Source organism: Sporosarcina sp. FSL K6-1540 (genome assembly GCF_038620285.1).
Lineage (GTDB): Bacteria > Bacillota > Bacilli > Bacillales_A > Planococcaceae > Sporosarcina > Sporosarcina psychrophila.
Genome location: NZ_CP152018.1, coordinates 360,219 through 382,432, shown reverse-complemented (window position 1 = coordinate 382,432; position 22,214 = coordinate 360,219). Strand labels below are relative to the sequence as shown.

Below are 22,214 nucleotides of genomic sequence, written 5' to 3'. Positions count from 1 at the left end.
GGAGAGATAAGTTTGGATGTATGGACAGTTCCATTTATTATCGTTGTTTTGGTCATTTGTATAATCAGCTTTATCGCCGTAAAGAAATGGAACAAGGTGACCGTTGTTGTTGATGGACAGGATGATCAGATTTCGGGTCCGATTGAAGAGCACCCATTTACATTGAATCCGATTATTTGGATTGTCCTTGTAGCTGTATTTTTCATTGGAATTGTCATTTTTTATTACGCTGCCTCTTCTTAACAGAAGGGGTTTTCTTTTTCATTTTCAAGGATAGAAAGTCCTTCTTATGATATGATAGATATGTAGTTTTAAGGTGAAAAGCATAGCTACAGAAGGAGTAGATTTACATGATTTCTATAAACAATAGGGATTTTCTTTTCACACCGATAGCGGATTTTATCATTTCGTCTGAAAAAGTTGCGCATGTTCAGGTTGGAAATAATGCAGAGCACGCCCTCCTTGTACTAACAAAAACAGGTTATTCAGCTATACCGGTCCTTGATGCGAAATATCGTTTAAAAGGGTTGCTCAGTATGGGGATGATTACTGATTCTATTTTGGGACTTGAACGTATTGAATATGAACGTCTTGACGATTTAAAAGTTGATGAAATTATGCAAACTGATTTGCCATCCATAAAAACGACGGATCGATTCCAAAAAGGGCTCGATTTATTAATTGACCATACATTTCTTTGTGTGACGGAAGAAGACGGCACATTTGCAGGCATATTAACACGAAGAGTAATAATGAAACAATTTAAAAGATATATTTACTCGGTTGAATAATTGTTTTGGTTAAATTGTGGGCTCCTAAATGGGGCCCTTTTCTGTTTAAAGGAGAATCTAGACTGTGAAAAATAATAAAATTACGAATCGCCCACTTGTGCTCATTTCTGTCATGTTGGCAATGTTTGTTGGTGCGGTGGAAGCGACGATTGTGACTACAGCAATGCCCTCAATTGCTTCGGACCTTGGTGGTTTTTCAAGATATAGTTGGATTTTTTCTTCTTATTTACTGATGAGTACAGTTACTGTACTCATTTATGGGAAATTGGCGGACTTATTTGGCCGAAAACCAATTTTGTTTATTGGATTGACGATATTTCTTATTGGGTCTATATTATGTGGTTTTGCAGTTTCGATGGAGCAGTTAATTGTATTTAGGTTACTTCAAGGCCTCGGTGCGGGTGCCGTAATGCCAATTGCTACTACGATTGTAGGCGATATATATACGACGGAAGAACGGGCGAAAGTCCAAGGGTATTTATCTAGTGTATGGGGAATTTCAGCTGTATCAGGTCCCGTTATTGGTGGGCTGATTGTTCACTATATGAATTGGAAGTTTGTTTTCTGGGTGAATGTGCCGCTTGGAATACTTGCAATGGTCGGTATCTATCTGTTTCTACATGAACCAAAGCGGGAGAAAAAGGTTTCGATTGATTATAAAGGTGCCTTCCTACTTACGTTATCGTTATCCACTATTTTATACTGGCTTGTTGAAGGTGGTCAGGCATTCGGTCGCTTGTCGTTTTACAGTATCACCCTCGTTATTGTAGGACTCGGGTCGTTAGCGTTATTTGTTAGGGTCGAACGACAAGCAATAGATCCAGTAATGCCATTTGCATTGTGGAAAACCCCCGTTATATTGTATGCGAATCTTGTTTCGTTAACGACAGGGGTCATATTGATTGGAGTTTCCTCTTATTTGCCGACATTCGTTACAGGTGTTATGGAACAGCCGGCGATAATTGCTGGATTCACCCTGACAGCAATGTCTATCGGATGGCCGATTGCATCCTCTGTTGCAGGTCATTTGTTAATCCGCTACGGTACGTTTCATGTATCTTTTGCAGGTGGGTTATCACTCATATTTGGAACAACCTTATTTGTCATGATGGACGCTGGGTCAGGACCTTGGTGGGCTGCGATTGCAAGCTTTTTTGTGGGCGTTGGCATGGGACTGACAAGTACATCGTTCACCGTCACAATCCAAGGGGCGGTTCCAAGAGAGAAGCGAGGATCAGCGACGGCTGCCAATATGTTCATGCGGAATTTCGGGAATACGGTAGGGGCGGCATTATTTGGCGCGATTTTAAATGGCATGTTAATGGCCCGGTTCAAAAAGGATGATTTGAATTATAGTTTAGATGATGTCAATTTACTTCTGACGGATGAAATGAGAAAAACGATACCTGCAACAAAAGTACAGCTGTTACAAAATGCGCTCGATGGCTCGTTGCAATGGGTGTATATTACTGTAGCCATTTTTGCTGTTATCAGCTTGCTCTTTATATTAAAAATTCCACGTGGAAAGGGGTATTTGAATGACAACGACAGAACTTGAAATCATTAAAGCATTAGCAGAAGAAGGGAATATGCGAAAAGCTGCAGAGCGACTTTTTTTATCGCAACCGGCACTTTCTCAGCGGCTACAATCAATTGAAAAGGAATGGGGAACGTTATTGTTCATCCGCTCGCAGAAAGGTCTTGAGCCGACGCCAGCGGGAGAATTGATCATCGGCTATGCACGTGAAGCGATTATAAAACGTGAAGAAACGTTTGAAATGATTGCATCGATGGCGGACAAAGTGCACGGCACATTGAAAATTGCATGTGCATCCATCGTAGGGCAGACGTGGTTGCCTCAAGTATTGAAAGAGTATGTTGAAATGTATCCAGATGCCAAAATATCGCTGATAACGGGATGGAGTTCAGAAATTGTCAAAGCACTATATGAAGGAGAAGCTCATGTTGGAATTGTTCGGGGCCAGGTAGATTGGAAGAGTAAAAAAACGTATTTATTCCGAGACCATCTCTATTTAGTAGACCGTGAAATTACGTCAATCGAAGAATTGAAAGATACGACTCGTCCATTTATTCAATTCAAGAGTGACTCGAATTACCATATGGAAATTCAGCGTTGGTGGCAGCGTCATTTCGACCAAAATCCGGGGCGTCAAATTACAGTCGATCAGATTGAGACTTGTAAGCAACTGGCGTTAAATGGGATTGGTTATGCGATATTACCGTCAATTACGTTGACCGGTGATGAAGATGTCAATAAAATGCCGCTTTTGAACAATGAAGAAGAATTTGAGTTGACCCGAGATACATGGTTAATCGGCTATGAATCTTCGTTTGCACTAAAACAAGTGGATGCATTTACACAAATTGTCCAAAGTCATGCTGAAAGATTACAAAAAGATTACAATTATTGAGAAATAAAGGAACTTTAGGTTGTCTCGTTCGTACTAATAGATGAGAACAATTAGTCTACTGATAGATTTCTATTCAGCATGACAGGAGGAAATTAGTATGTGGAAAAAGTTCGGGGTAGTGTTGGTTTTGTTTGTTGGAATGATTGTCTTCATTCCAGCTGTCAATGCTCTTGCAGCTCCAAATCTGAAAGTGAGTGTTTCGGCAGGCATCGACGGTAAAGCAAAGGAAGGAAAAGGTGCTCCAGTAGTAATTGTGATTGAGAACAGTGGAACTGCATTTAGCGGGGATCTTGTAATCGACGTTCCGAGTTACTTTACGACAGGAAGTGGGGAAGCTATCCCTGTTGATATCGGTGCAGGGGAGACCAAAACGATTTCGCTTGTCATCCCGAGTATGACTGATATGAACAATATGTATGGGGGAATGTCGAACACGAAAACAATTTACCTATACGAGGGCGGATGGGAAAAAGGGAAAGAAGTTGTACATAAAGGAGCACAAACATTAACGACGACCATGTTTTACGATGATTCGAAATTCATCGTAACGTTTACGGATAATCCGGATCGTCTTGGCGCTTTGAAAACTAGCCGAATTTTGAATGCTTCTACTAGCCAAATCATTAGTGCGTCGAAAATGGGTGAACCAAATTTCCCGGAAGAAGCGGCAGGATGGGGAGCGGCTGATTTTATCATCATCGATGAGTATCCGCTTGCCGATTTATCTGAAAAGAAACAGAATGCGTTGATAGGATGGGTTCGTTCAGGAGGCATCTTAGTAATCGGAGGTTCTGATAACGTGAAAGCGGAGACGGGTGTCTTTTCAGATCATTTGCCTTTGACGTTGAAAGCAAGTTCTAAAGCGAATCCTGAAGTTTTGAATAAGTGGGCGGGAACAAAAGGATTTGAAGGCACAATCCCTTCCTATTTAACAGCATTAAATCCGGGTGCATCGTCTCTACTTGAAGATGAAGGAAATGTCCTCGTTGCCTATTCCAAGTTGGGCAGGGGGCAAATCGTCCAAACGGCTTTTTCAGTCGGCGATGACCCAATTGCTAAAATGGTTGGAATGCCGGCGTTCTGGGGGACATTATTCGATGCGACGGGACATTCAAATCAATGGGGACAGAATCCTTATGACAGTCCGAATAATGCAATTGTCCATACGGTAGCTAGCACCAATGAATTGTTTCCTTCATTCAAAGTATCTACGCCATTAATTTTTGGAATAATTATATTTTATATTATTCTTATTATACCAGTGCTTTACTTTATCCTTAAACGGAAAGACAAACGAGAATATGCGTGGTGGATTATTCCATCCATTGCGATACTGGCGTCCATTGCCATATTTGCATACGGAGCGAAAGATCGAATTGGAAGAGCACAAATTCAACATTCCGCAATATTAAATGTTGAACAGGATGGTAGTTTGACAGGGTATTATGTGGAGTCAATCCTAACCAATAAAGCTGGGAACTTTACATTTACTGCACCTGTTGAAACAACGCTTGGTGCTTCGTTGCCAAATAATGATCCTTTCAGGTCTTCTCAAGCGACTATCCATAAACAAGCAATTGTTGAAAAGGACGCAGCAGGTACGACAATGCATCTTCGAAATATTGGCTATTGGAATGTAGGGACAGTGTACGGAGAAACCAGGATCGAAAAGCAAGGGAATTACGAAATCCAATTAAATGTAACGGATAAAAAATTGACGGGTTCAGTGACAAATGGATTTCCGTTTGCATTGAAGGATGTATCGATTTGGTCGGGAACAAAACTGATTCCAATCGGTGATCTTGGACCGGGGGAAACTGCCCAAGTGGATGAAACGCTAAAAACCTCTACGTTGCTTCCGAGAAAATCGATGTTCAATTCGTATATGAATCCTACACCAGTCAATATGGATGATTTAACGAAGATGAGGAAAGATAGCGTTCTCTCATTTGCCGGTGATTATATGAACAAGACTTCGAGTCCAGCCGTAATTGGTTATACAGATACACAGATTGTTCCTATTGAACTTCTTAAAGTAAAACCTTCAGTGTCAGCATTGACGATGCTCGTTCAAACAGCAATGGTAGACGTGACGTTGACTGATGTGTTTACAGTTGAACCAGAGATGATGGAGATGTCGATGCTGTCAGAGGATGGACAGTTTCAGCCTGATTCACAGGGATATGGTACGGATGAATATTACTTTAATGAGGCCGTGTACAATCAAACATGGCAATTACCAGCAGGGTTAATCGGAAAGAACATGAAATGGACATCGCTGGAACTATCGAAAATACAAAAAAAACTATATGATGTCAGCATATTAAATGTGCGATCGGGTCAATACGAGCAGTCAGAGTCTGGGAAATTGGTGAAGACGGAAAATGTAAACAACTATATAACGCCTGATGGAAAAATTGTTGTCCGAATCATTTTTCATGATGAAAAGAATGGTAATCAAGGCCGTGCTCCTATGCTGAAGCTGAATGGGGAGGTGTCGCAATGATAGAGATAAAAGGACTTACAAAGAAGTACGGCCAATTCAAAGCGCTTGATAATTTGAATTTGACGTTGAGTGAAGGAACAGTTTTTGGGTTTGTTGGTGCGAACGGCGCTGGGAAATCGACGACATTCCTCATTCTTGCGACCTTATTACAACCGACTGCGGGGGACGTTTTCATCGACGGAGTGAATATCCGGAAGAATCCGGAGGCAGTTCGTAAAATGATTGGCTATATGCCTGACTTTTTTGGTGTCTACGATCAGCTAAAGGCGGACGAGTACCTGGACTTTTACGGTGCGAGCTATGGCATTCCTGAAGCGGAGCGGCAAAAGCTTATTCCGCAATTGTTGGAACTCGTCAACCTGTCACATAAGCGTCATGCGTACGTAGATCTTTTGTCGCGGGGGATGAAGCAGCGGCTTTGCTTGGCGCGCAGTCTTATCCATGATCCTAAAGTGCTTATTCTTGACGAACCTGCATCTGGACTGGATCCGCGTGCACGTGTTGAGATGAGAGACATTCTAAAAACATTGAAAAAGATGGGCAAGACGATTTTAATTTCATCACATATTTTGCCTGAACTGGCGGAAATGTGTGATGAAATTGGGGTAATTGATAATGGTCGTCTCATCGCACACGGCTCTGTTGCCGAAATTCAAGATAAGCTGCGCGGAGAAAGAGTTATTACAGTCCGTTTGGCTGGATCGCTCGATAGCACAATCGCATTTTTCGAAGAAGATCCGTACGTGTCAAATATCGAACAGTTGGATGCTAATGATGGCGTCAGATTTTCATATAAAGGGACGGAAGAAGACCAGGTCCAATTGTTGAAGCAAGCGATCACGAATAATGTTCCAATCCTTTCATTCATGGAGCACGTGACCAATCTGGAGGATGTGTTCATGGAAATTACGAAAGGAGCCGATTAATATGAAGATGAATTTCAATAATCCGGTTCTCTTTAAAGAATTGAAACTAAGGTTCCGCTCACCAAAAAGTTTCGTTGGTATCCTATTCTACTTGATAGCAATGTGTATTTTTGTTTTTGGTTTCATCTTTGCGACAATGACGATGTCAGGGACGTCTTATTTCAGACCTAGTGAAAGTTTCATCTTGTTTGGGTTGTTAGCATTTATCCAACTAGGACTTGTGTTATTCATCACTCCGGGTTTGACGGCTGGAGCAATTAGTTCGGAAAGGGAAAAACAAACGCTGTCAATTTTATTGACGACATCACAAAGTTCATTTCAAATTATTTCAGGAAAGTTGTCGTCATCAATCGCATTCCTGTTGCTGCTCATTGTGGCGGGATTACCGGTCTATAGTTTAGTATTCCTATTCGGCGGTATCTCTCCATTGGACTTTGTTAAAGTGTTCTTTTTCTTATTTGTAACGCTTCTTGCAATCGGCAGTGTAGGTGTTATGTTCTCCACGCTTATTCGCCGGACGATTGTTTCGATGATTGCAACGTATGGAACAATGCTGTTTCTATCGGTCGTCACTGGGTTCATATTCTTGATTGTTATGCAAATGATAGAGTTCAATCACATGGGAACAGGTACGCCGCCAACTTCAATGCTTGGGCATATTCTGGCGTCAATTAATCCTGCAATCCTCTTCGCATCATTCCTTTCGACAGGAATGGGGGATAGCATTTCGGAAATGACGCAAGTGAAATTTCCGATTTGGATAGGCTATCTTATTTTCTATTTGTCACTAACGGTTATTTCACTATTTATTTCAGTAAAGAAATTGCGTGTTAATATGAAACGTTCAAAATAATAGGGAGGTGGGCGAATGGAAAAGAAATCAGTATTAAAGAAATATGTGCTGGCTACTCTGTACCGGCTACGTTTTGAAAAAGCCATCTATACGGTGCAGACTGGAATGTTTGCTGCCGCCCTTTTCGCGGTCCTTTTAGTTGTCGCTTCTCGACTATTTGTCCTTCCTTATTATGGACGTATCGCGCTTATCGGTGCAGTATTGCTACTCATTGCGACAATCGTTTTCATTATCTACAAAAGATATAACAACGCTGAAGCGGTAAGGCAGCTTGATGAATTTATGCCAGATAATCTTCTTATAACAGCGATGGATATCAAGGTCAATGAAACTCATCTTGCTCCTGCTATTATCATTGCAGCCGAGTCGAAAGTGGCGGTTGCTTTTGAGCAATTTAAAAAAAGGGAGAAACGGTATGTAAATCCAAAGATGCTAGGTGGATTCATTATTATATCTGCTTGTCTTGCCCTATTAATCACGTTTCCCTCTGAAGCGCAGTTAGAAGCGGGAGCGATTGAACAGGAAAAAAAGATTATTGAAGAGATGCAAAAAGATGTGCAGGAATTGATTAAAAAAGAAGAATTACCCGAAGTGAAAAAGGAATTGCAGGAACTCGCTGAAAAGCTTTTGGAAGCGGAAACGTCGGAAGAAGCGTTGAAAGAACTTGTTAAGAAACAGAAGGAATTACGATTAAAAGAACAGCGTCTAGCAGACAAAAAAGAGTTAGCTAAGACATCTGGTGATCCAACCAAATCGTTAAGCGAGGCGGAAGAAAAAGAACTTAGTGAGCTTATGGAACTTACGGATAAACTTGCGCAAAATGCAGGTGAAGCACATAGTGCGTTGAATGAAATCGGTAAAGCACCTGCATTACCCGCCCTTGCAAGCTCAGGGAGTAGCTCTTCAGCAACAGAGGGTGATACTAAAACTGGGACATCAGAAGGTGAAGGCCAAGGGGAAGGTCAAGGCGAAAGTGAAAGTGAAGGCGAGGGCGAAGGGGAAGGTCAAGGTCAAGGCCAAGGTCAAGGTCAAGGTCAAGGTCAAGGTCAAGGTCAAGGTCAAGGTCAAGGTCAAGGTCAAGGTCAAGGTCAAGGTCAAGGTCAAGGTCAAGGTCAAGGTCAAGGTCAAGGTCAAGGTCAAGGTCAAGGCCAAGGTCAAGGTCAAGGTCAAGGTCAAGGCCAAGGTCAAGGTCAAGGTCAAGGCCAAGGTCAAGGTCAAGGACAGGGCCAAGGAGGAACCGGTGCTGGCCAAGGTTCGGGAGGAAGGAGTCTTCTTTCAATCCCGAATGACCGTGTAGGGGAAAAAGGGAATTCGTCCGTTGTTGGAGGGGACCTTGGTGAAGGGAGTTTCATCGAGGAGCGAGAAACAGAAGGTCCAGTTGAAAAAGGAACAATTCGACCTTATAAAGAAGTTGTTGGAGATTATAAAGATTCTTACCTGAAGAGTACGGATAAGATGAAGTTGCCGCCAGATTTGCAGCACATCCTCTCTGATTACTTTTCCTCAATCGAATGAAGACAGAATGGGAGTGTACGTATGCCATTTACACCAGAGCAGTTTGAAGAAATGAGTGGGAAACTAGGATTAGTTAAAGAGGAAATCGGTAAATTCATCGTCGGACAACAGGAAGCGGTCGAGTTTTCTATCTATTCGATTTTGGCAGATGGGCACGCACTATTGGAAGGGTTGCCCGGACTTGGGAAGACAATGCTAATTAGAACGATTTCAGAAGTGCTCGATTTGTCATTTTCACGGATTCAATTTACGCCTGATTTAATGCCGGCCGATATAACGGGGACAAGCATTTTGGAACGAAATGAAGAAGGAATGCAGCGCTTCGCTTTTAAAGAAGGTCCGATTTTTAGCCAGATGGTATTGGCGGATGAAATTAACCGAGCTACTCCGAAAACACAAAGTGCCTTGCTTGAAGCGATGGGCGAAAAAACGGTGACGGTACTTGGAGAGACGAGACAAATGGCACGTCCGTTTTTCGTTCTTGCAACGCAGAATCCGATTGAGATGGAAGGAACTTATCCATTGCCGGAAGCACAGATGGACCGTTTTCTTTGTAAAATAATTTTACCGTATCCAGCGAAATCAGAACTGAAGGAAATTATTCTGCGTACAACGGGACCGCGACTTATCGAAATTCAAAAAGTAATGGATGCGGAAGAAATCGTAATGGCGCAAGAAATGGTCAAAGAAGTTGTTATTGCGGATGAAATGATTAATTACGCGGTCGATTTGGTTTCAGCAACCCACAACAACAACAACAACAACAACGGTTCAACCGATGACTGGGCAAAATATGTTCAGTACGGAAGCGGACCAAGGGGACTTCAGTCAATTATTAGACTCGCCAAAGCGCGTGCGCTTGTGTCAGGTCGTTATCATGTATCCATTGCGGATATTAAAACAGTTGCTAAACCTGCGTTACGTCATCGTATTCTCATCAATTATGAAGGGGAAGCAGAGGGCATTGACGTTGACGGACTGATCGTTAAATTGCTTGAAGAAGTACGTCAAGGAGCATCGGTGCAATGAACGGTGAACTGTTTCCTAATGGGTTAGCGAAAAGGCTTGGTGCATTGTCAATTGTTTCTCGGTCGGGCCGTCTAGGACATCATAAAGGGACGCATCGTTCAAGGAAGACCGGTTCTTCCCTTGATTTCTCTGATTTCAGGGAATACCATCCCGGTGATGATTTGCGCCATATCGACTGGAATGTCTATGCACGAACGGACAAGCCTTACATTAAGCAGTTTCTTGATGAACAAGAGATGCGTATCCATATTTTACTCGATCCGACGAAGTCAATGGGGGCAGATGGAAAGTGGAATTATGCCCGTCAGCTGGCAATTGCGCTCGGGCAATTAGCGCTTAAAAGTGGAGATACACTATCGTTTTCCACGTGGACTGATGAGCAGGATACCTTTTTTAGAAAGAAAGGCGCTGCGCATCGTGCTTCAGTGACGAAATTCATTTCAGCGATTGAGGATCCGGGATCAACAGAAAATTTCACGGACCGAGCACTTGCGTCTATTCCAAAAGCAGTAACGGTGTTGTTCATCCTGACAGATGGACTTGAAGAGGTCGAAAAGTGGGAACATCTTTTCCGCCGTCTGCCAGGAATTTGCGGTGACGTACGTGTTGTAACGATTCATTCGAAAGTGGAAGAAGCTCCAAATTACGAGGGGGATATTCGATTTGTCGACATCGAGAGTGGTGACGGCATCGAAGTGACTATGACGAGGCGTACGGTTCAAGATTACCTGGAAAAGAAATCGGTACATGAAGCACAAATGATAGCGCTTGCCCGCAAATTCGGTATTCAACTTATTCGTGCAGAAGTTGCTGAAGGGGTCATGGAAACCGTAACTAAAAAAATGCGCCATGCAGGATGGGTGCGATAGATGGAGGCGGCTAAGTGGGATTTGATAAGTTAGTGAATGGTTGGACGGTGGTTTTTCCTTTGGCCGTCCTTCTCTATTACTTTTTCCGAAAACGCTACGAAACGACAACGATATCATCGACATTGTTCTGGGAACAATCGATGCGGGAAACAAGGGTGTCTCCTTACTTGAAAAACTTGCAGCGGAATGCCTTGTTTTATCTGCAAATGGCGGCACTTCTGCTAATAGTATTTATTTTACTAGGGCCTTATCTTACTAAAGAAGAGGCGGTCGGTGGTCATACTATTCTTATTGTGGACACGTCTGCGACTATGCTAGCTAGCAATGAAGGAACTTCACTATTTGCGCGAAATCAGGAAGCAATGAAGGAACTAGTCGCGAGTCGTCCGGGAGAACCAATCACAATTATGACGACTGGGAAAGAGCCCATTGTCGTCATACGGGAGGAAACAGACGGCGAAGCAATCATGACCGCTATCGATAAATTAACCGTTACATACGAACACGAATATATGGAACGGGCCATTGAGTTTGCAAAGTCAATCACTACAACAGGTGCTGCTATTCATATTTATACGGATTCGCTAGATCAAGCAACTTTTTCTGAAGGAGAAAGTGCCATCGCGTGGACGATTCATGGGGATGAAAATCCTAAAATCAATGTCTCCATCGATAAATTCGGAGCGGTCAAGACACCTGAAGGAACGGAAGCTATTATAAGAATTACCAATGATTCAGATGATACTCAAATCGGAGCCGTACATATTAAAGATCTACTAACCGGTAACTTATTGATAGCTGAAACTTTTTCTATTGAAGGCGAGGAAGAAGTACTTTTATCGTTCAAGGAATTACCCGAAAGTAAATTATTACGTGCCGAAATCGTTGTAGAGGACGATTATGAAGTCGATAATACGGCCTACATATTGTTAGGTAATGAGACGGGGGAGGCTGTTGTCGACGGGCACTTGCATGAGTTGGTCAAGAGAGCATTTGAAGCTGTCGGATTAACCGTTACGACCGGTTCCACGACTGAAATGCTTGCTGCGCAGGAAGAGTCCATTATCGTGACAAATGATGTTTCATTCCTGAAAAAAGGAACGAAGCCGGTGATAATTGTCGGAAGGAACGATAAATCCACTGAACCAGTTGCAGGCGCTGTACAAAACACCTCAGATCCATTGTTTACGGTTGCAAATATTAGTGACGTCTACGTAAGTGCCTTGTATCCGTCGTTTAAATCGTATACGACAATCGCGACTGTGGGCGATAAGCCGTTCATCCAAAAATCGAAGCGCGGCGACATTGTCATACTTGCAGATATTGAGCTGACTGATTGGCCACTTCATCCGTCCTTCCCACTATTTGTTTGGAGTACAGTTGAATTGTTGCGTTCTGAAACGGATTCTTTAGGGTTATTTGTACCGAATGAGCGCAAAGCGGTTCTTTCGGGTAGAACAGAGAATGGACTGGAAATCTACACGATAGATGATGAATATGTCACAACAATTACGGATGGTTCGAGTTTCATCGCGCCAACACGTCCAGGTATTTATAAAGCATTGGACGGAGGAGTAGAAAAGATGTTTGCTGTTCAGCTTGAGAAATCTGAAAAAGAGCTTGTACAGGGTTCATCGTACCAAATCGGGCATTCTGAAAATGTGAAAGGGAATGAAGAAGGGAAAAATAGGATTGGCTGGCTATTCCTCGTGCCACTTTTGCTTCTTCTACTTATTGAATGGGAGGTGCAAAGAAGACGTGGATATCCGAATTGATCAGCCTGTATGGCTTTTATTGTTCATTCCAATTGCGCTTTATATGGGGTATACATGGAAATCATCGGGCATGCGGCTTATTGGAAAAGGAACCATTCTATTTGTTCTAAGATGTACTGCGATTGCTGCTCTCATCTTTGCACTGGCAACTCCTTTTATAACGCTGCGAGCTGATAAAGAACAAATATTGTTTGTTGTAGACCGCTCTGTTTCAATTGAAAGTGCCGGAAATTCAGCGGATAAATGGATTGCAGAAAGTCTGAAAGGCCGTCAAGTGAATCAGTCAGTGGGTATGTATTCATTCGCAGAGACGTTCCGAACAGATTCACAGTTGACAGATGCAGACGTAGAGCTTCCGATAATTGGGCAGATGGAATCAAGAGATGCAACCGATATTGCGAAAGCGATTGACCTTGCTGCAGCAGTGGCTAAAAATGATAGTGCGACACGGATCGTATTACTGTCTGATGGTTTGGAAACAGTGGGCAAGGTTGAAGAATTATTGCCTAAATATAGTGAAGGCCGTATGATCATTGACACTGTTTTACTTGAACGACCAGGAAGTGCGGACGCTTCGATCTCGATTTTTGATACGCCTCTGACTGCTTACGAAGGCGAGAAGCAGTTGCTACAAGTTGAAGTGGAATCATCTACTCGAACTACTGGTGAACTGCTCATTTATCAAAATGATAAGGAAATCATCAAAGAGCCGGTGAAACTTGAGCCAGGTAAGAACACTTTTTCATTTCGGACATCGGCAACTGGAGGCGGGTTGCTGAAATACGAAGCTAAACTCCTTGTATCGGATGACAGCTTTTTAGAAAACAACCGAATGCTGTCCGTCACAATGATGGAACGTTCCCCGAGTGTGCTCGTTGTTCAGACGAGCCGTAATCCATCAGCAATCCCAGCACTGCTGGATAAAAACGTGATGAGCGTAGATGTTGTTGATGCGGAACAATTACCAGAAACGCTGTCGGGTTATTTAGGCTACGGTGCTATCATTTTTGATAATGTGCCAGGGCACGTCGTTGGTGAGGATAAGATGACGGTCATTGAACAGGCTGTGAAAAACTTTGGTACAGGTTTCATGATGGTCGGAGGGGACGAAAGTTTCGGGCTTGGCGGATACTTCAAGTCTCCGATTGAACGGCTTCTTCCAGTTGAGATGGAAGTGAAAGGAAAAGAATCGCTTCCTTCGCTCGGGCTAATGATTGTTATGGACAGATCGGGAAGTATGTCCGGTTCGAAAATCATCTTGGCAAGAGAAGCAGCTGCCCGATCGGTAGAGCTTCTCCGTGATGATGACACGTTTGGTTTTACTGCATTTGATGATCAAGTATGGGAAGTCATTCCAATCGGTAAGCTAGAAGATAAGAAGGACGCAGTCGAACAAATCCTTTCCGTTCCGGCAGGCGGGGGGACGGATATTTTTCCGGGCATGCAAAAAGCCTATGATGATCTTGCGGATTTGAAGCTACAAAGAAAACATATTATTTTGATGACAGATGGCCAATCACCGATGCCTTCGGATTACGAAGAAGTGATTGCGGAAGGTAGAAAAAATAACATTACGATGTCGACGGTTGCTATCGGTTCAGATGCCGACTGGTCGCTTTTAGAAGATCTTGCGGAGAATGGTGGCGGACGGTTTTACGATGTCGTCGATGAGTCGACAGTACCGGCAATACTGGCCCGAGAAACGTCGATGATGACGCGAACATATATCGAGGATAATCCATTTTATATGACGCTAGGCGGTGTTCCTGAATGGTCGTCTTTGTTTAGAGAAGGGGTTCCGCAAATGAATGCCTATATTGCAACGACAGCGAAAACTACAGCGACGATTGCAGGGATTAGCCATAAAGAAGACCCAGTCATTGCTGAATGGATGTATGGACTCGGAAGGACTGTTGCATTCACATCTGACTCAACAGGGAAGTGGACGGGTGATTTAGCAAGATGGGACGGTTACCCAGAGTTTTGGAATACTGCAGTGGCACGATTGCTGCCGTCATATGAAGAAGTCCCTTACATCATCACCCATGAACGAGGTGGCACCTATACGGTAACAGATAGTTCTCGTAAGGCGGCATTCCTCGACATAGCCGTCGTGGATGAAGCAGGACAAGAAGTACCATTCACCTCAGAGCCACTTGCTCCCGGTAAAGTACGGGTAACTGTAGATGCCAAACCGGGTCTTGTATTTTTCGGTGTATCGGATGATAAAGGTGGATTGTTCGAAGCTGGCCTTTCAGTACCGTATAGCGATGAATATAAACCGGCAGTACCGAACGCAGCACTGATGACTAAAATTGCCGAACGGACAGGCGGAAAAGTGTTAGAAGAACCGACAGAGGCATTCCGTGATCACCCCTTTAAAAGTGGTGAAAAGATACGGATTGCAGAATGGCTAATCTTAGTAGCGATGATTTTGTTCTTTATCGATATTACGTTGCGTCGTTTCGGTATGTTCAAAGGGCTTACGAAGAAACCTCTAGTACGCGAACCAGTTGTCAAGGAGACATCGACAGCAGGGGAGAGTATTGCTGAATTATTGAAGGCGAAGAAGAAACGATGATTTGAAAGATTCCAAACCTGTAGAGGCTGTTATCTGCAAAGATTTTTACCGGTGGCGGTCATAATCTAAGTCATGCCGGTCATAACAAGTCTCATGGCGGTCATAACTGCATCCATGGCGAGCATAACAAGCTGCATGGCGGTTATAACGTAAAGGCCGGTTATTGTTACATGAAGAAGCCCCATCACACTGGAATCTTTCAAGTGTGATGGGGCTTCTTTCATATGTTTATAGACCTGTAAGTAAATCTCCGTTTCGTTTTGCCCAATAGGATGCAATGACAAAACAGACCAGTAGGATGACTGTACCGATAATATATGGGTAAATAATATTGATATCAAACAGGATACCCGCAAGTGCAGGTCCAACCATGTTACCTAGAGACATGTATGCAGTCATCATACCAGCTGCAAAACCTTGTTCTTCGCCCGCCAGCTTCGAAATAAGTGTGTTAACGGCAGGTCGAAGGAGAGATGTAGCAGTGAAGAAAATCGTTGCTACGAAAAGAATCATAAAGAAAGAATTGACGAATACAATGCCAATCATTGCAAAAGCCGCGATGATAAGATTGACTTGAATGACGCGCATTTCCCCAAATCGATTGAACAGTTTGTTGATGACAAATGTCTGAGCGATGACTCCGACAAATCCTCCAACTGTAATGATGACGGCGATTTGGGCAGGTGTATAGCCGTATTTATGGTCTACATAAAGTGAAATTGTAGATTGGAAATTAGCCAAACCGAATGAAAAGACAAACATGACAATTAGCATGACGAAGTAAGGGGTTGTAGTTGAGCGCTTCATCTGCATGACAAGATTTTCCCTCTTTTTTTCAATTCCAGGATTGTCTGCACTACGAGGCGCCGGATTTGGTAAAGCAAAAATGGAAATAACCGCTGCCGTTAAGGCTGCTGCTGTCGCGATGTAAAAAGGGAATTGTAAGCTAACTTTTGCAAGGAATCCGCCGATTGCAGGTCCAATCATGAATCCTAGCGACATGGAAGCACCGAGAAGGCCCATTCCTCTGCCTCGCTGTTCGTATGTTGTGATATCAGCAACAAATGCCATCATAGGCGGTATGAGGAATGCAGAGCCAAGGCCAGAAAAGAATCGTGAGGCATACAGCATCCATAATTGGGTTGAGGTTCCGAATGCAAGTTGCGATAGACCAAAAATAATCAATCCTATAATAATCAGCTTTTTCCGTCCGTGCTTATCAGATAGATCGCCGGCAATCGGAGAAAAGATAAATTGTGAAAATGAGAACATGGCAACTAGAAAACCAAGAGCTTGACCAGCAACGCCAAACGTGCCCAGGTATTCAGGCATAATTGGGATTATAAGACCGATGCCTGCCATGGCGATGAACATATTGAACATTAAAACGTATAAGGCAAAATTATTAGATTTGACTGCCATAATTACCCCAACTTTCCAAACTGTTTCGTGTCACTAAAGTATAATACCATAAATCGCATGGGAATAGCTTTTAATGAGACTTCTGTACAGAAAGTAAAGACGCCCTTCGTGTGTATGAAGGGCGTCTTTATCATATCTATATAGGTTGAAATAAAGAAACCCATTGAATTAGCTACGGCGCTAGGGGATGCCTTCCGCCATAAGCTAGCCTAGTTATGCGGAAAAGAACGCCGCTGGGCCTGCAGGGTGTAGGTCATGCAACTAGGAGGGATTGTGAACTACATCCCTCCTAGTTGCGACAGGGCGTCGCGAACTTAGACTGCCTTCCTCATTTCGTTACATTGTCTAGTCTCAGGCGGCCAGATGCTCGGGTCATAAGCCAGCCTGGCTATGCGGAAAAGAACGCCGCTCCGCCATTCTGTCTTATGCCTGTCGCATCTAAACGGCCGCATCGACATTTCGTTACTTCATATCCATTTTGAATTCCAGGAACAATTCATTATAATGGCCCAGCATTTCAAGACCGAGATTTCTATATACTTCAAGATGATCACGTGTTTCTTCATCGGGATAGAAACGTTCATCTTCTGTCACTTCAGCATCCATCAGGTCGAGAGCTGCCAAATTTGGTGTGGAATAGCCGACGTAATCGGCATTTTGTGCGGCAACTTCGGCATCGAGCATGAAGTTGATAAACGCATGTGCACCATCGATATTTCGTGAAGTTCGGGGAATAACCATATTATCGAACCAAAGATTGGAGCCTTCTTCAGGGACGATATAATCGATATCCTCGTTCTCATACATCATATCGGCGGCTTGGCCGGACCAAGTAAGTGAGATAGCAGCTTCTCCATTAATCATCAGTTGTGTCACTTCATCCCCGATGACGGCTTTGATATTAGGGCTAAGTGTTTTTAACTTATCTGTCGCTTCACGCAATTCGTCCATATCGGTAGAGTTCAATGAATAACCTAATGAGTTTAGCCCCATTCCGATTGTTTCACGCGCGCTATCGACAAGAATAACTTGCTGTGTAAGAGTGGGGTTCCATAAATCATCCCATTCTTCAAATGTCTGTCCCTCTAAAAGTGAAGAATTGTATGCAATGCCGACCGTCCCCCAAAAGTAGGGTAGCGAATAGTTATTGTCAGGATCGAAAGGTAAATCGAGAAAATAGGAATCGATATTTTTGATGTTTGGAATCTTACTGTAGTCGAGTGGCAACAGTAAATCTTTTTCCTTCATCATTTCAATCATATATTCAGAAGGCATTGTAATGTCGTAGGATGTTCCACCCTGTTCAATTTTCCCCATCATTCCTTCATTTGAATCAAACGTTTCGTACGTAACCTTAATGCCTGTTTCTTTCTCGAACTGTTTAAGTAAATCGGGGTCGATGTATTCGCCCCAGTTATACACAGTAATGGAATCCTTGCTGGCACTTCCTCCGCTTTCATTTAACTTGCTATTGATGAGTAGTAAAATAGCGGAAATAATAATAATCACTACCGCACCACGTAAAATATCTTTCATTTTTTCACCCCCGAAAGCGGTGTTTTGGTTTTGCGGCTAACAGCGTAATAGCCTAAAACAAGTACAACCGTCACTAAGAAAATAAGTCCCGATAATGCATTGATTGTCAACGTAATACCAGCGCGTGCCATTGAATAGATTTCAACAGACAGCGTGGAGAATCCGTTTCCAGTGACGAAGAATGTTACGGCAAAATCATCGAGAGAATACGTCAATGCGAGGAAGAATCCTGCAAGTATTCCCGGTTTAATAAATGGAATAATAACGCGTGTCAAGACATCGCGTTTTGAAGCCCCAAGATCGAGTGCGGCATCGATTAGCGTTGGACTCATTTCCTGTAGCTTAGGCAGTACCATAATGACAACGATCGGGATACTGAATGCGATATGCGAAATAAGTACGGAAGCGAATCCAAGCTTGACGCCAATCATTGTGAATAAAATAAGGAAAGATGCACCGATGATAACGTCCGGGCTGACAATCAAGATGTTATTGAGTGACAACACGGCATTGCGCATCGCTTTATTGCGCATGAAAACAATAGACAATGCACCGAGCACACCGATTGCAGTAGAAACGAGTGCAGACAATAACGCGACGACAATTGTATTGATTAAAATGACAATCAGCCGAGTATCTTCAAAAACTGCAGAGTAGTGTTCAAGCGTAAACGACTCAAAATTAGACATGTTGCCGCCTGAATTGAACGAGTAAAAAATCAAGTAGAAGATCGGAGCATATAAAATAATGAATACGACTACCAAATAGATTTTAGGAAGCTTACTTAACTTTTCCATTGATTGTCGTCCCCCTATCGCTACTGCTCGTAATCAACATGATGATAAACATAAATAAAATTAGGAATACGGCGATGGTTGAACCCATTCCCCAGTTTTGCGTGACAAGAAACTGTTGTTCAATTGCGGTTCCAAGTGTAATGACTTTGTTACCTGCAATCAGTCGAGTAATCATGAACAGCGATAGGGCAGGGATGAAAACAACTTGAATTCCCGATTTAACACCGTTTAATGTTAAAGGCCATATGACACGCCTGAATGTCGTCCATGAATTAGCACCTAGATCACGTGACGCGTCGATAAGCGCCGGATTTAGTTTATCAAGTGAATTGAAAATCGGTAAGATCATGAACGGGATGAAAATATAAACGGATACGAAAACGAAACTAAAATCAGTGAATAGAATTTGCTGACTGCCAATACCAACCGTTTCTAACAATGCATTTATTGGACCATAAAGTCCGAAAAGGCCAATGAAAGCATATGTTTTTAGAAGAAGATTAATCCAAGATGGAATAATAATGAGCAAAAGCCAAAGTTGCTTATGCTTCGTTTTCGTCAGGAAATAAGCAGTTGGATAGGCAAACAGTAACGTGAACAATGTAATGAGAAACGCATACCAGAATGAACTGATAGTCAGTTTCAAATAGACAGAAGAGAAAAAGTTTATATAGTTGTCAAAAGTGAAATGACCTGCTAAGTCAAAAAATGAATAGTAAATGATAAGTGCAATCGGCGCTATGACAAAAAGTAGAATCCAAGCTGTATACGGAATCGTGTACAACGGGCGTAGTGGTTTATTGTTCATTATCCGCTACCCCGTATGCCTCAAGTCTTGCATCGAATTCCTCTTCAGATTCGTTTAAGCGCATGACATGAATGTCTTCCGGATCAAAATCAAGTCCGACCGTTACACCGACTTCCGCTTTTTTAGTTGAATGCACAAGCCATTCATTGCCATCAGCATCATAAGTAGAAAGCTCATAGTGAACGCCGCGGAATAATTGTGTATCTACTGTCACGTTCAATTTCCCTTTATCGACAGTTGTGAGTTCCAAATCTTCCGGACGAATGACGATATCAACTTTCTCATTTGGATTTAACCCTTTGTCTACACATTCAAATGTCTTACCAGTAAATTGAACTACAAAATCTTCAATCATCATGCCTGGAACGATATTAGATTCGCCAATGAAATCAGCGACAAACCGGTTGATAGGTTCATCATAAATATCGAGTGGAGTTCCTGATTGTTGAATTTCTCCTGCATCCAAGACAAAAATTTCATCGGACATCGCGAGTGCTTCTTCTTGGTCATGTGTAACGAATACGAAAGTTTTACCTAATCGTTGCTGTAATTCCCGGAGTTCGTATTGCATTTCAGAACGCAGTTTCAAATCGAGTGCTGATAGCGGTTCGTCGAGTAATATAACTTCTGGGTCGTTGATGATTGCACGTGCGATGGCGACACGTTGACGTTGCCCACCGGACATTTCTGCGATTTCCCGATTTTCATAGCCTTCCAAGTTGACGAATTTCAGTGCTTCAATAACGCGACGTTTGACTTCGACTTGTTTCACTTTCTTAATACGTAGCCCAAATGCAACATTTTCAAAAACATTCAAATGCGGAAACAACGCATAATCTTGAAAAACCGTGTTTACTTGTCGTTCATTGGCAGGTACGTTGTTGATCTTTTTCCCATTGAAGAAAATTGTCCCATCCGTGGGTTCGATAAAACCTGCGATGAGACGAAGAATTGTCGTTTTGCCGCAACCTGATGGACCAAGTAATGTGTAAAACTTTCCACGTTCCATTTCAAAGGAAACACTGTTCAATACAGTTGTATCGTGGTTATATTTTTTTGTAACATTTTCGAATCGAATAATTGGCTGAGTCGTCATGCTGACACTCCTTTTCTTTATAAGTAAGATTCTGTCGCGACGAGCAGTATTTCGCTCGTTCCGTTAGATGCATTTGATAAACAGTGATGCTCGGATGCATCATAGTAGACTGCATCTCCTTTTGAAGCGATGTGTTGTGTATTCCCAATGATCACGGCGACTTTTCCTTTCAAAACATATATAAATGTTTCTGCAAGAGATGGCTCGAATTTTTTAAATTCGCCCTGTGCGTGAAATGTGATGTGGACAGGTTCCATATCATTCTCATTTGATCTGGGCACTAACCACCGAATACTATATTTCATTTCATCATCGCTGTAGATCGTCTGATTATCAGTCGAGTAGACAACTTGTACATTTTTCTTGGGTTCGTCAAAAAAGTCTTTAGGTGTCGTTCCTAACACTTCTAATAATGCAAAAAGCGTTTCAATCGAAGGGGAATTCAAATTTCGTTCCAACTGTGAAATATGCCCTTTCGTTAAATCAGTCCGTTCTCCAAGTTCTTCCTGAGTGAGCCCCTTTTTTAAGCGTAGGCTTTTAATCCTGCTTCCAATCTCCATGGACATCCCCCTAATCGTAATGGAGTTTAGTAATACTATACTTGAAGTTTACTGAAAACCCTTCTAATTATACAAAATATCAAGCGAAAATCAAGGGTTACTTTAATATAACTCAGCAGAAGTATCTCGCTTCTATAAATGACATGATTGATAATACATGTGTTGGTTAATCAAACAAACTTAAATAAACACAATGGAGGGCACTGAAAAAGTACGATTTCCTTCAATCCCGTTGATTTCCGTTCCGAGCGGACTCTTTCCGCGGGCACGGCTTCAGCCTCCTCGTCACTGCGTTCCTGCGGGGTCTTCAGCTCGCGCTGTTCCCGCTGGAGTTGCCGCTCTTCACTACAATCAACTAGTTCTTACTATCAAAAAAGAACTTTTTCAGTGGCTTCACATAAAGCGCTAAAGTTTTTGGGAACGAGTAAATAACCAGTTACTTATCCATCAAAGGGCAGCCAAAGATGCAATTTTGGCTGCTTACTCCTTCTTTATAGCATTTCCTTTTCGAATGTAAGGCAGTGTCACTTTCTATATAGCGTCACACTGTTACTTGTATGATCTTTGCTAAAATAAGCAAAGAGACTTTATTAAAAGCGATGGAGTGCCCGAAATTTTATCTTCGGGCACTTGCAACCTTTATAGAAAGGTAGTTATTCTTTAATCTTCCAAAGTAGTTGCATTTTTCACTTGAACATTGTGGTTGCGCGGCGGCCAC

The 22,214-nt window shown here is 42.6% G+C and carries 18 protein-coding genes; 12 read left to right on the top strand and 6 right to left on the bottom strand.

The features are described from left to right. Positions 1-12 precede the first annotated feature (12 nt). The 12 genes from MKY15_RS01810 to MKY15_RS01755 all read left to right on the top strand — a co-directional run bounded on the left by MKY15_RS01810 (position 13) and on the right by MKY15_RS01755 (position 15,277). Entirely contained in the window at positions 13-243 is a 231-nt protein-coding gene (locus MKY15_RS01810; RefSeq protein WP_067211663.1) for a hypothetical protein, read from the top strand. 107 nt (positions 244-350) lie between these two features. Next, positions 351-791, top strand: coding sequence for a cyclic-di-AMP-binding protein CbpB (gene cbpB / locus MKY15_RS01805; protein ID WP_187045481.1), 441 nt, complete (start codon positions 351-353; stop codon positions 789-791). Between the two features lie 112 nt (positions 792-903). After that, complete coding sequence (locus MKY15_RS01800; protein ID WP_082786834.1) at positions 904-2,349, top strand: MDR family MFS transporter; 1,446 nt, start codon at positions 904-906, stop codon at positions 2,347-2,349. Beyond that, on the top strand, positions 2,330-3,223 hold the full coding sequence (locus MKY15_RS01795) for a LysR family transcriptional regulator (protein WP_067211655.1): 894 nt from the start codon (positions 2,330-2,332) through the stop codon (positions 3,221-3,223). The genes MKY15_RS01800 and MKY15_RS01795 overlap by 20 nt, the downstream gene beginning before the upstream one ends. Positions 3,224-3,320: 97 nt before the next feature. Beyond that, entirely contained in the window at positions 3,321-5,729 is a 2,409-nt protein-coding gene (locus tag MKY15_RS01790; RefSeq protein ID WP_342538815.1) for a hypothetical protein, read from the top strand. Beyond that, a complete protein-coding gene (locus tag MKY15_RS01785; protein ID WP_067211650.1) occupies positions 5,726-6,655 on the top strand; it encodes an ABC transporter ATP-binding protein in 930 nt (309 codons plus the stop codon). Before MKY15_RS01790 ends, MKY15_RS01785 begins: the two co-directional genes overlap by 4 nt. A 1-nt stretch (position 6,656) precedes the next feature. Continuing rightward, a complete protein-coding gene (locus MKY15_RS01780) occupies positions 6,657-7,508 on the top strand; it encodes an ABC transporter permease subunit (protein WP_067211648.1) in 852 nt (283 codons plus the stop codon). A 15-nt stretch (positions 7,509-7,523) separates the two neighbouring features. After that, complete coding sequence (locus MKY15_RS01775; protein WP_342538814.1) at positions 7,524-9,023, top strand: hypothetical protein; 1,500 nt, start codon at positions 7,524-7,526, stop codon at positions 9,021-9,023. Between the two features lie 21 nt (positions 9,024-9,044). Then, on the top strand, positions 9,045-10,052 hold the full coding sequence (locus MKY15_RS01770) for a MoxR family ATPase (RefSeq protein ID WP_342538813.1): 1,008 nt from the start codon (positions 9,045-9,047) through the stop codon (positions 10,050-10,052). Continuing rightward, a complete protein-coding gene (locus MKY15_RS01765) occupies positions 10,049-10,921 on the top strand; it encodes a DUF58 domain-containing protein (RefSeq protein ID WP_187045477.1) in 873 nt (290 codons plus the stop codon). Before MKY15_RS01770 ends, MKY15_RS01765 begins: the two co-directional genes overlap by 4 nt. A 14-nt stretch (positions 10,922-10,935) precedes the next feature. Continuing rightward, positions 10,936-12,696, top strand: coding sequence for a BatA and WFA domain-containing protein (locus tag MKY15_RS01760; RefSeq protein ID WP_342538812.1), 1,761 nt, complete (start codon positions 10,936-10,938; stop codon positions 12,694-12,696). Then, entirely contained in the window at positions 12,680-15,277 is a 2,598-nt protein-coding gene (locus MKY15_RS01755; protein WP_342538811.1) for a VWA domain-containing protein, read from the top strand. Before MKY15_RS01760 ends, MKY15_RS01755 begins: the two co-directional genes overlap by 17 nt. 228 nt (positions 15,278-15,505) lie before the next feature. Here the strand turns inward: MKY15_RS01755 and MKY15_RS01750 are convergent, their stop codons facing one another. The 6 genes from MKY15_RS01750 to MKY15_RS01725 all read right to left on the bottom strand — a co-directional run bounded on the left by MKY15_RS01750 (position 15,506) and on the right by MKY15_RS01725 (position 21,496). Then, positions 15,506-16,699, bottom strand: a complete 1,194-nt coding sequence (locus MKY15_RS01750) for an MFS transporter (protein WP_187045474.1) — start codon at positions 16,697-16,699, stop codon at positions 15,506-15,508. Between the two features lie 462 nt (positions 16,700-17,161). Next, complete coding sequence (locus MKY15_RS01745) at positions 17,162-18,235, bottom strand: ABC transporter substrate-binding protein (protein ID WP_342538810.1); 1,074 nt, start codon at positions 18,233-18,235, stop codon at positions 17,162-17,164. Further along, complete coding sequence (locus MKY15_RS01740; protein ID WP_067211630.1) at positions 18,232-19,032, bottom strand: ABC transporter permease; 801 nt, start codon at positions 19,030-19,032, stop codon at positions 18,232-18,234. Before MKY15_RS01740 ends, MKY15_RS01745 begins: the two co-directional genes overlap by 4 nt. Then, on the bottom strand, positions 19,016-19,840 hold the full coding sequence (locus tag MKY15_RS01735; RefSeq protein ID WP_067211627.1) for an ABC transporter permease: 825 nt from the start codon (positions 19,838-19,840) through the stop codon (positions 19,016-19,018). Before MKY15_RS01735 ends, MKY15_RS01740 begins: the two co-directional genes overlap by 17 nt. Beyond that, positions 19,830-20,936, bottom strand: coding sequence for an ABC transporter ATP-binding protein (locus MKY15_RS01730; protein ID WP_342538809.1), 1,107 nt, complete (start codon positions 20,934-20,936; stop codon positions 19,830-19,832). The genes MKY15_RS01735 and MKY15_RS01730 overlap by 11 nt, the downstream gene beginning before the upstream one ends. Before the next feature lie 17 nt (positions 20,937-20,953). Further along, positions 20,954-21,496: an XRE family transcriptional regulator gene (locus MKY15_RS01725; RefSeq protein WP_067211624.1), complete on the bottom strand. Its 543-nt coding sequence runs from the start codon at positions 21,494-21,496 to the stop codon at positions 20,954-20,956. Between the last annotated feature and the right edge of the window lie 718 nt (positions 21,497-22,214).

Coding starts and splice junctions, on each gene's coding strand:
- cbpB (WP_187045481.1), top strand. CDS start 351: ATGATTTCTATAAACAATAGGGATTTTCTTTTCACACCGATAGCGGAT.
- MKY15_RS01765 (WP_187045477.1), top strand. CDS start 10,049: ATGAACGGTGAACTGTTTCCTAATGGGTTAGCGAAAAGGCTTGGTGCA.
- MKY15_RS01790 (WP_342538815.1), top strand. CDS start 3,321: ATGTGGAAAAAGTTCGGGGTAGTGTTGGTTTTGTTTGTTGGAATGATT.
- MKY15_RS01750 (WP_187045474.1), bottom strand. CDS start 16,699: ATGGCAGTCAAATCTAATAATTTTGCCTTATACGTTTTAATGTTCAAT.
- MKY15_RS01725 (WP_067211624.1), bottom strand. CDS start 21,496: ATGGAGATTGGAAGCAGGATTAAAAGCCTACGCTTAAAAAAGGGGCTC.
- MKY15_RS01745 (WP_342538810.1), bottom strand. CDS start 18,235: ATGAAAGATATTTTACGTGGTGCGGTAGTGATTATTATTATTTCCGCT.
- MKY15_RS01780 (WP_067211648.1), top strand. CDS start 6,657: ATGAAGATGAATTTCAATAATCCGGTTCTCTTTAAAGAATTGAAACTA.
- MKY15_RS01795 (WP_067211655.1), top strand. CDS start 2,330: ATGACAACGACAGAACTTGAAATCATTAAAGCATTAGCAGAAGAAGGG.
- MKY15_RS01770 (WP_342538813.1), top strand. CDS start 9,045: ATGCCATTTACACCAGAGCAGTTTGAAGAAATGAGTGGGAAACTAGGA.
- MKY15_RS01730 (WP_342538809.1), bottom strand. CDS start 20,936: ATGACGACTCAGCCAATTATTCGATTCGAAAATGTTACAAAAAAATAT.
- MKY15_RS01785 (WP_067211650.1), top strand. CDS start 5,726: ATGATAGAGATAAAAGGACTTACAAAGAAGTACGGCCAATTCAAAGCG.
- MKY15_RS01740 (WP_067211630.1), bottom strand. CDS start 19,032: ATGGAAAAGTTAAGTAAGCTTCCTAAAATCTATTTGGTAGTCGTATTC.
- MKY15_RS01775 (WP_342538814.1), top strand. CDS start 7,524: ATGGAAAAGAAATCAGTATTAAAGAAATATGTGCTGGCTACTCTGTAC.
- MKY15_RS01800 (WP_082786834.1), top strand. CDS start 904: ATGTTGGCAATGTTTGTTGGTGCGGTGGAAGCGACGATTGTGACTACA.
- MKY15_RS01735 (WP_067211627.1), bottom strand. CDS start 19,840: ATGAACAATAAACCACTACGCCCGTTGTACACGATTCCGTATACAGCT.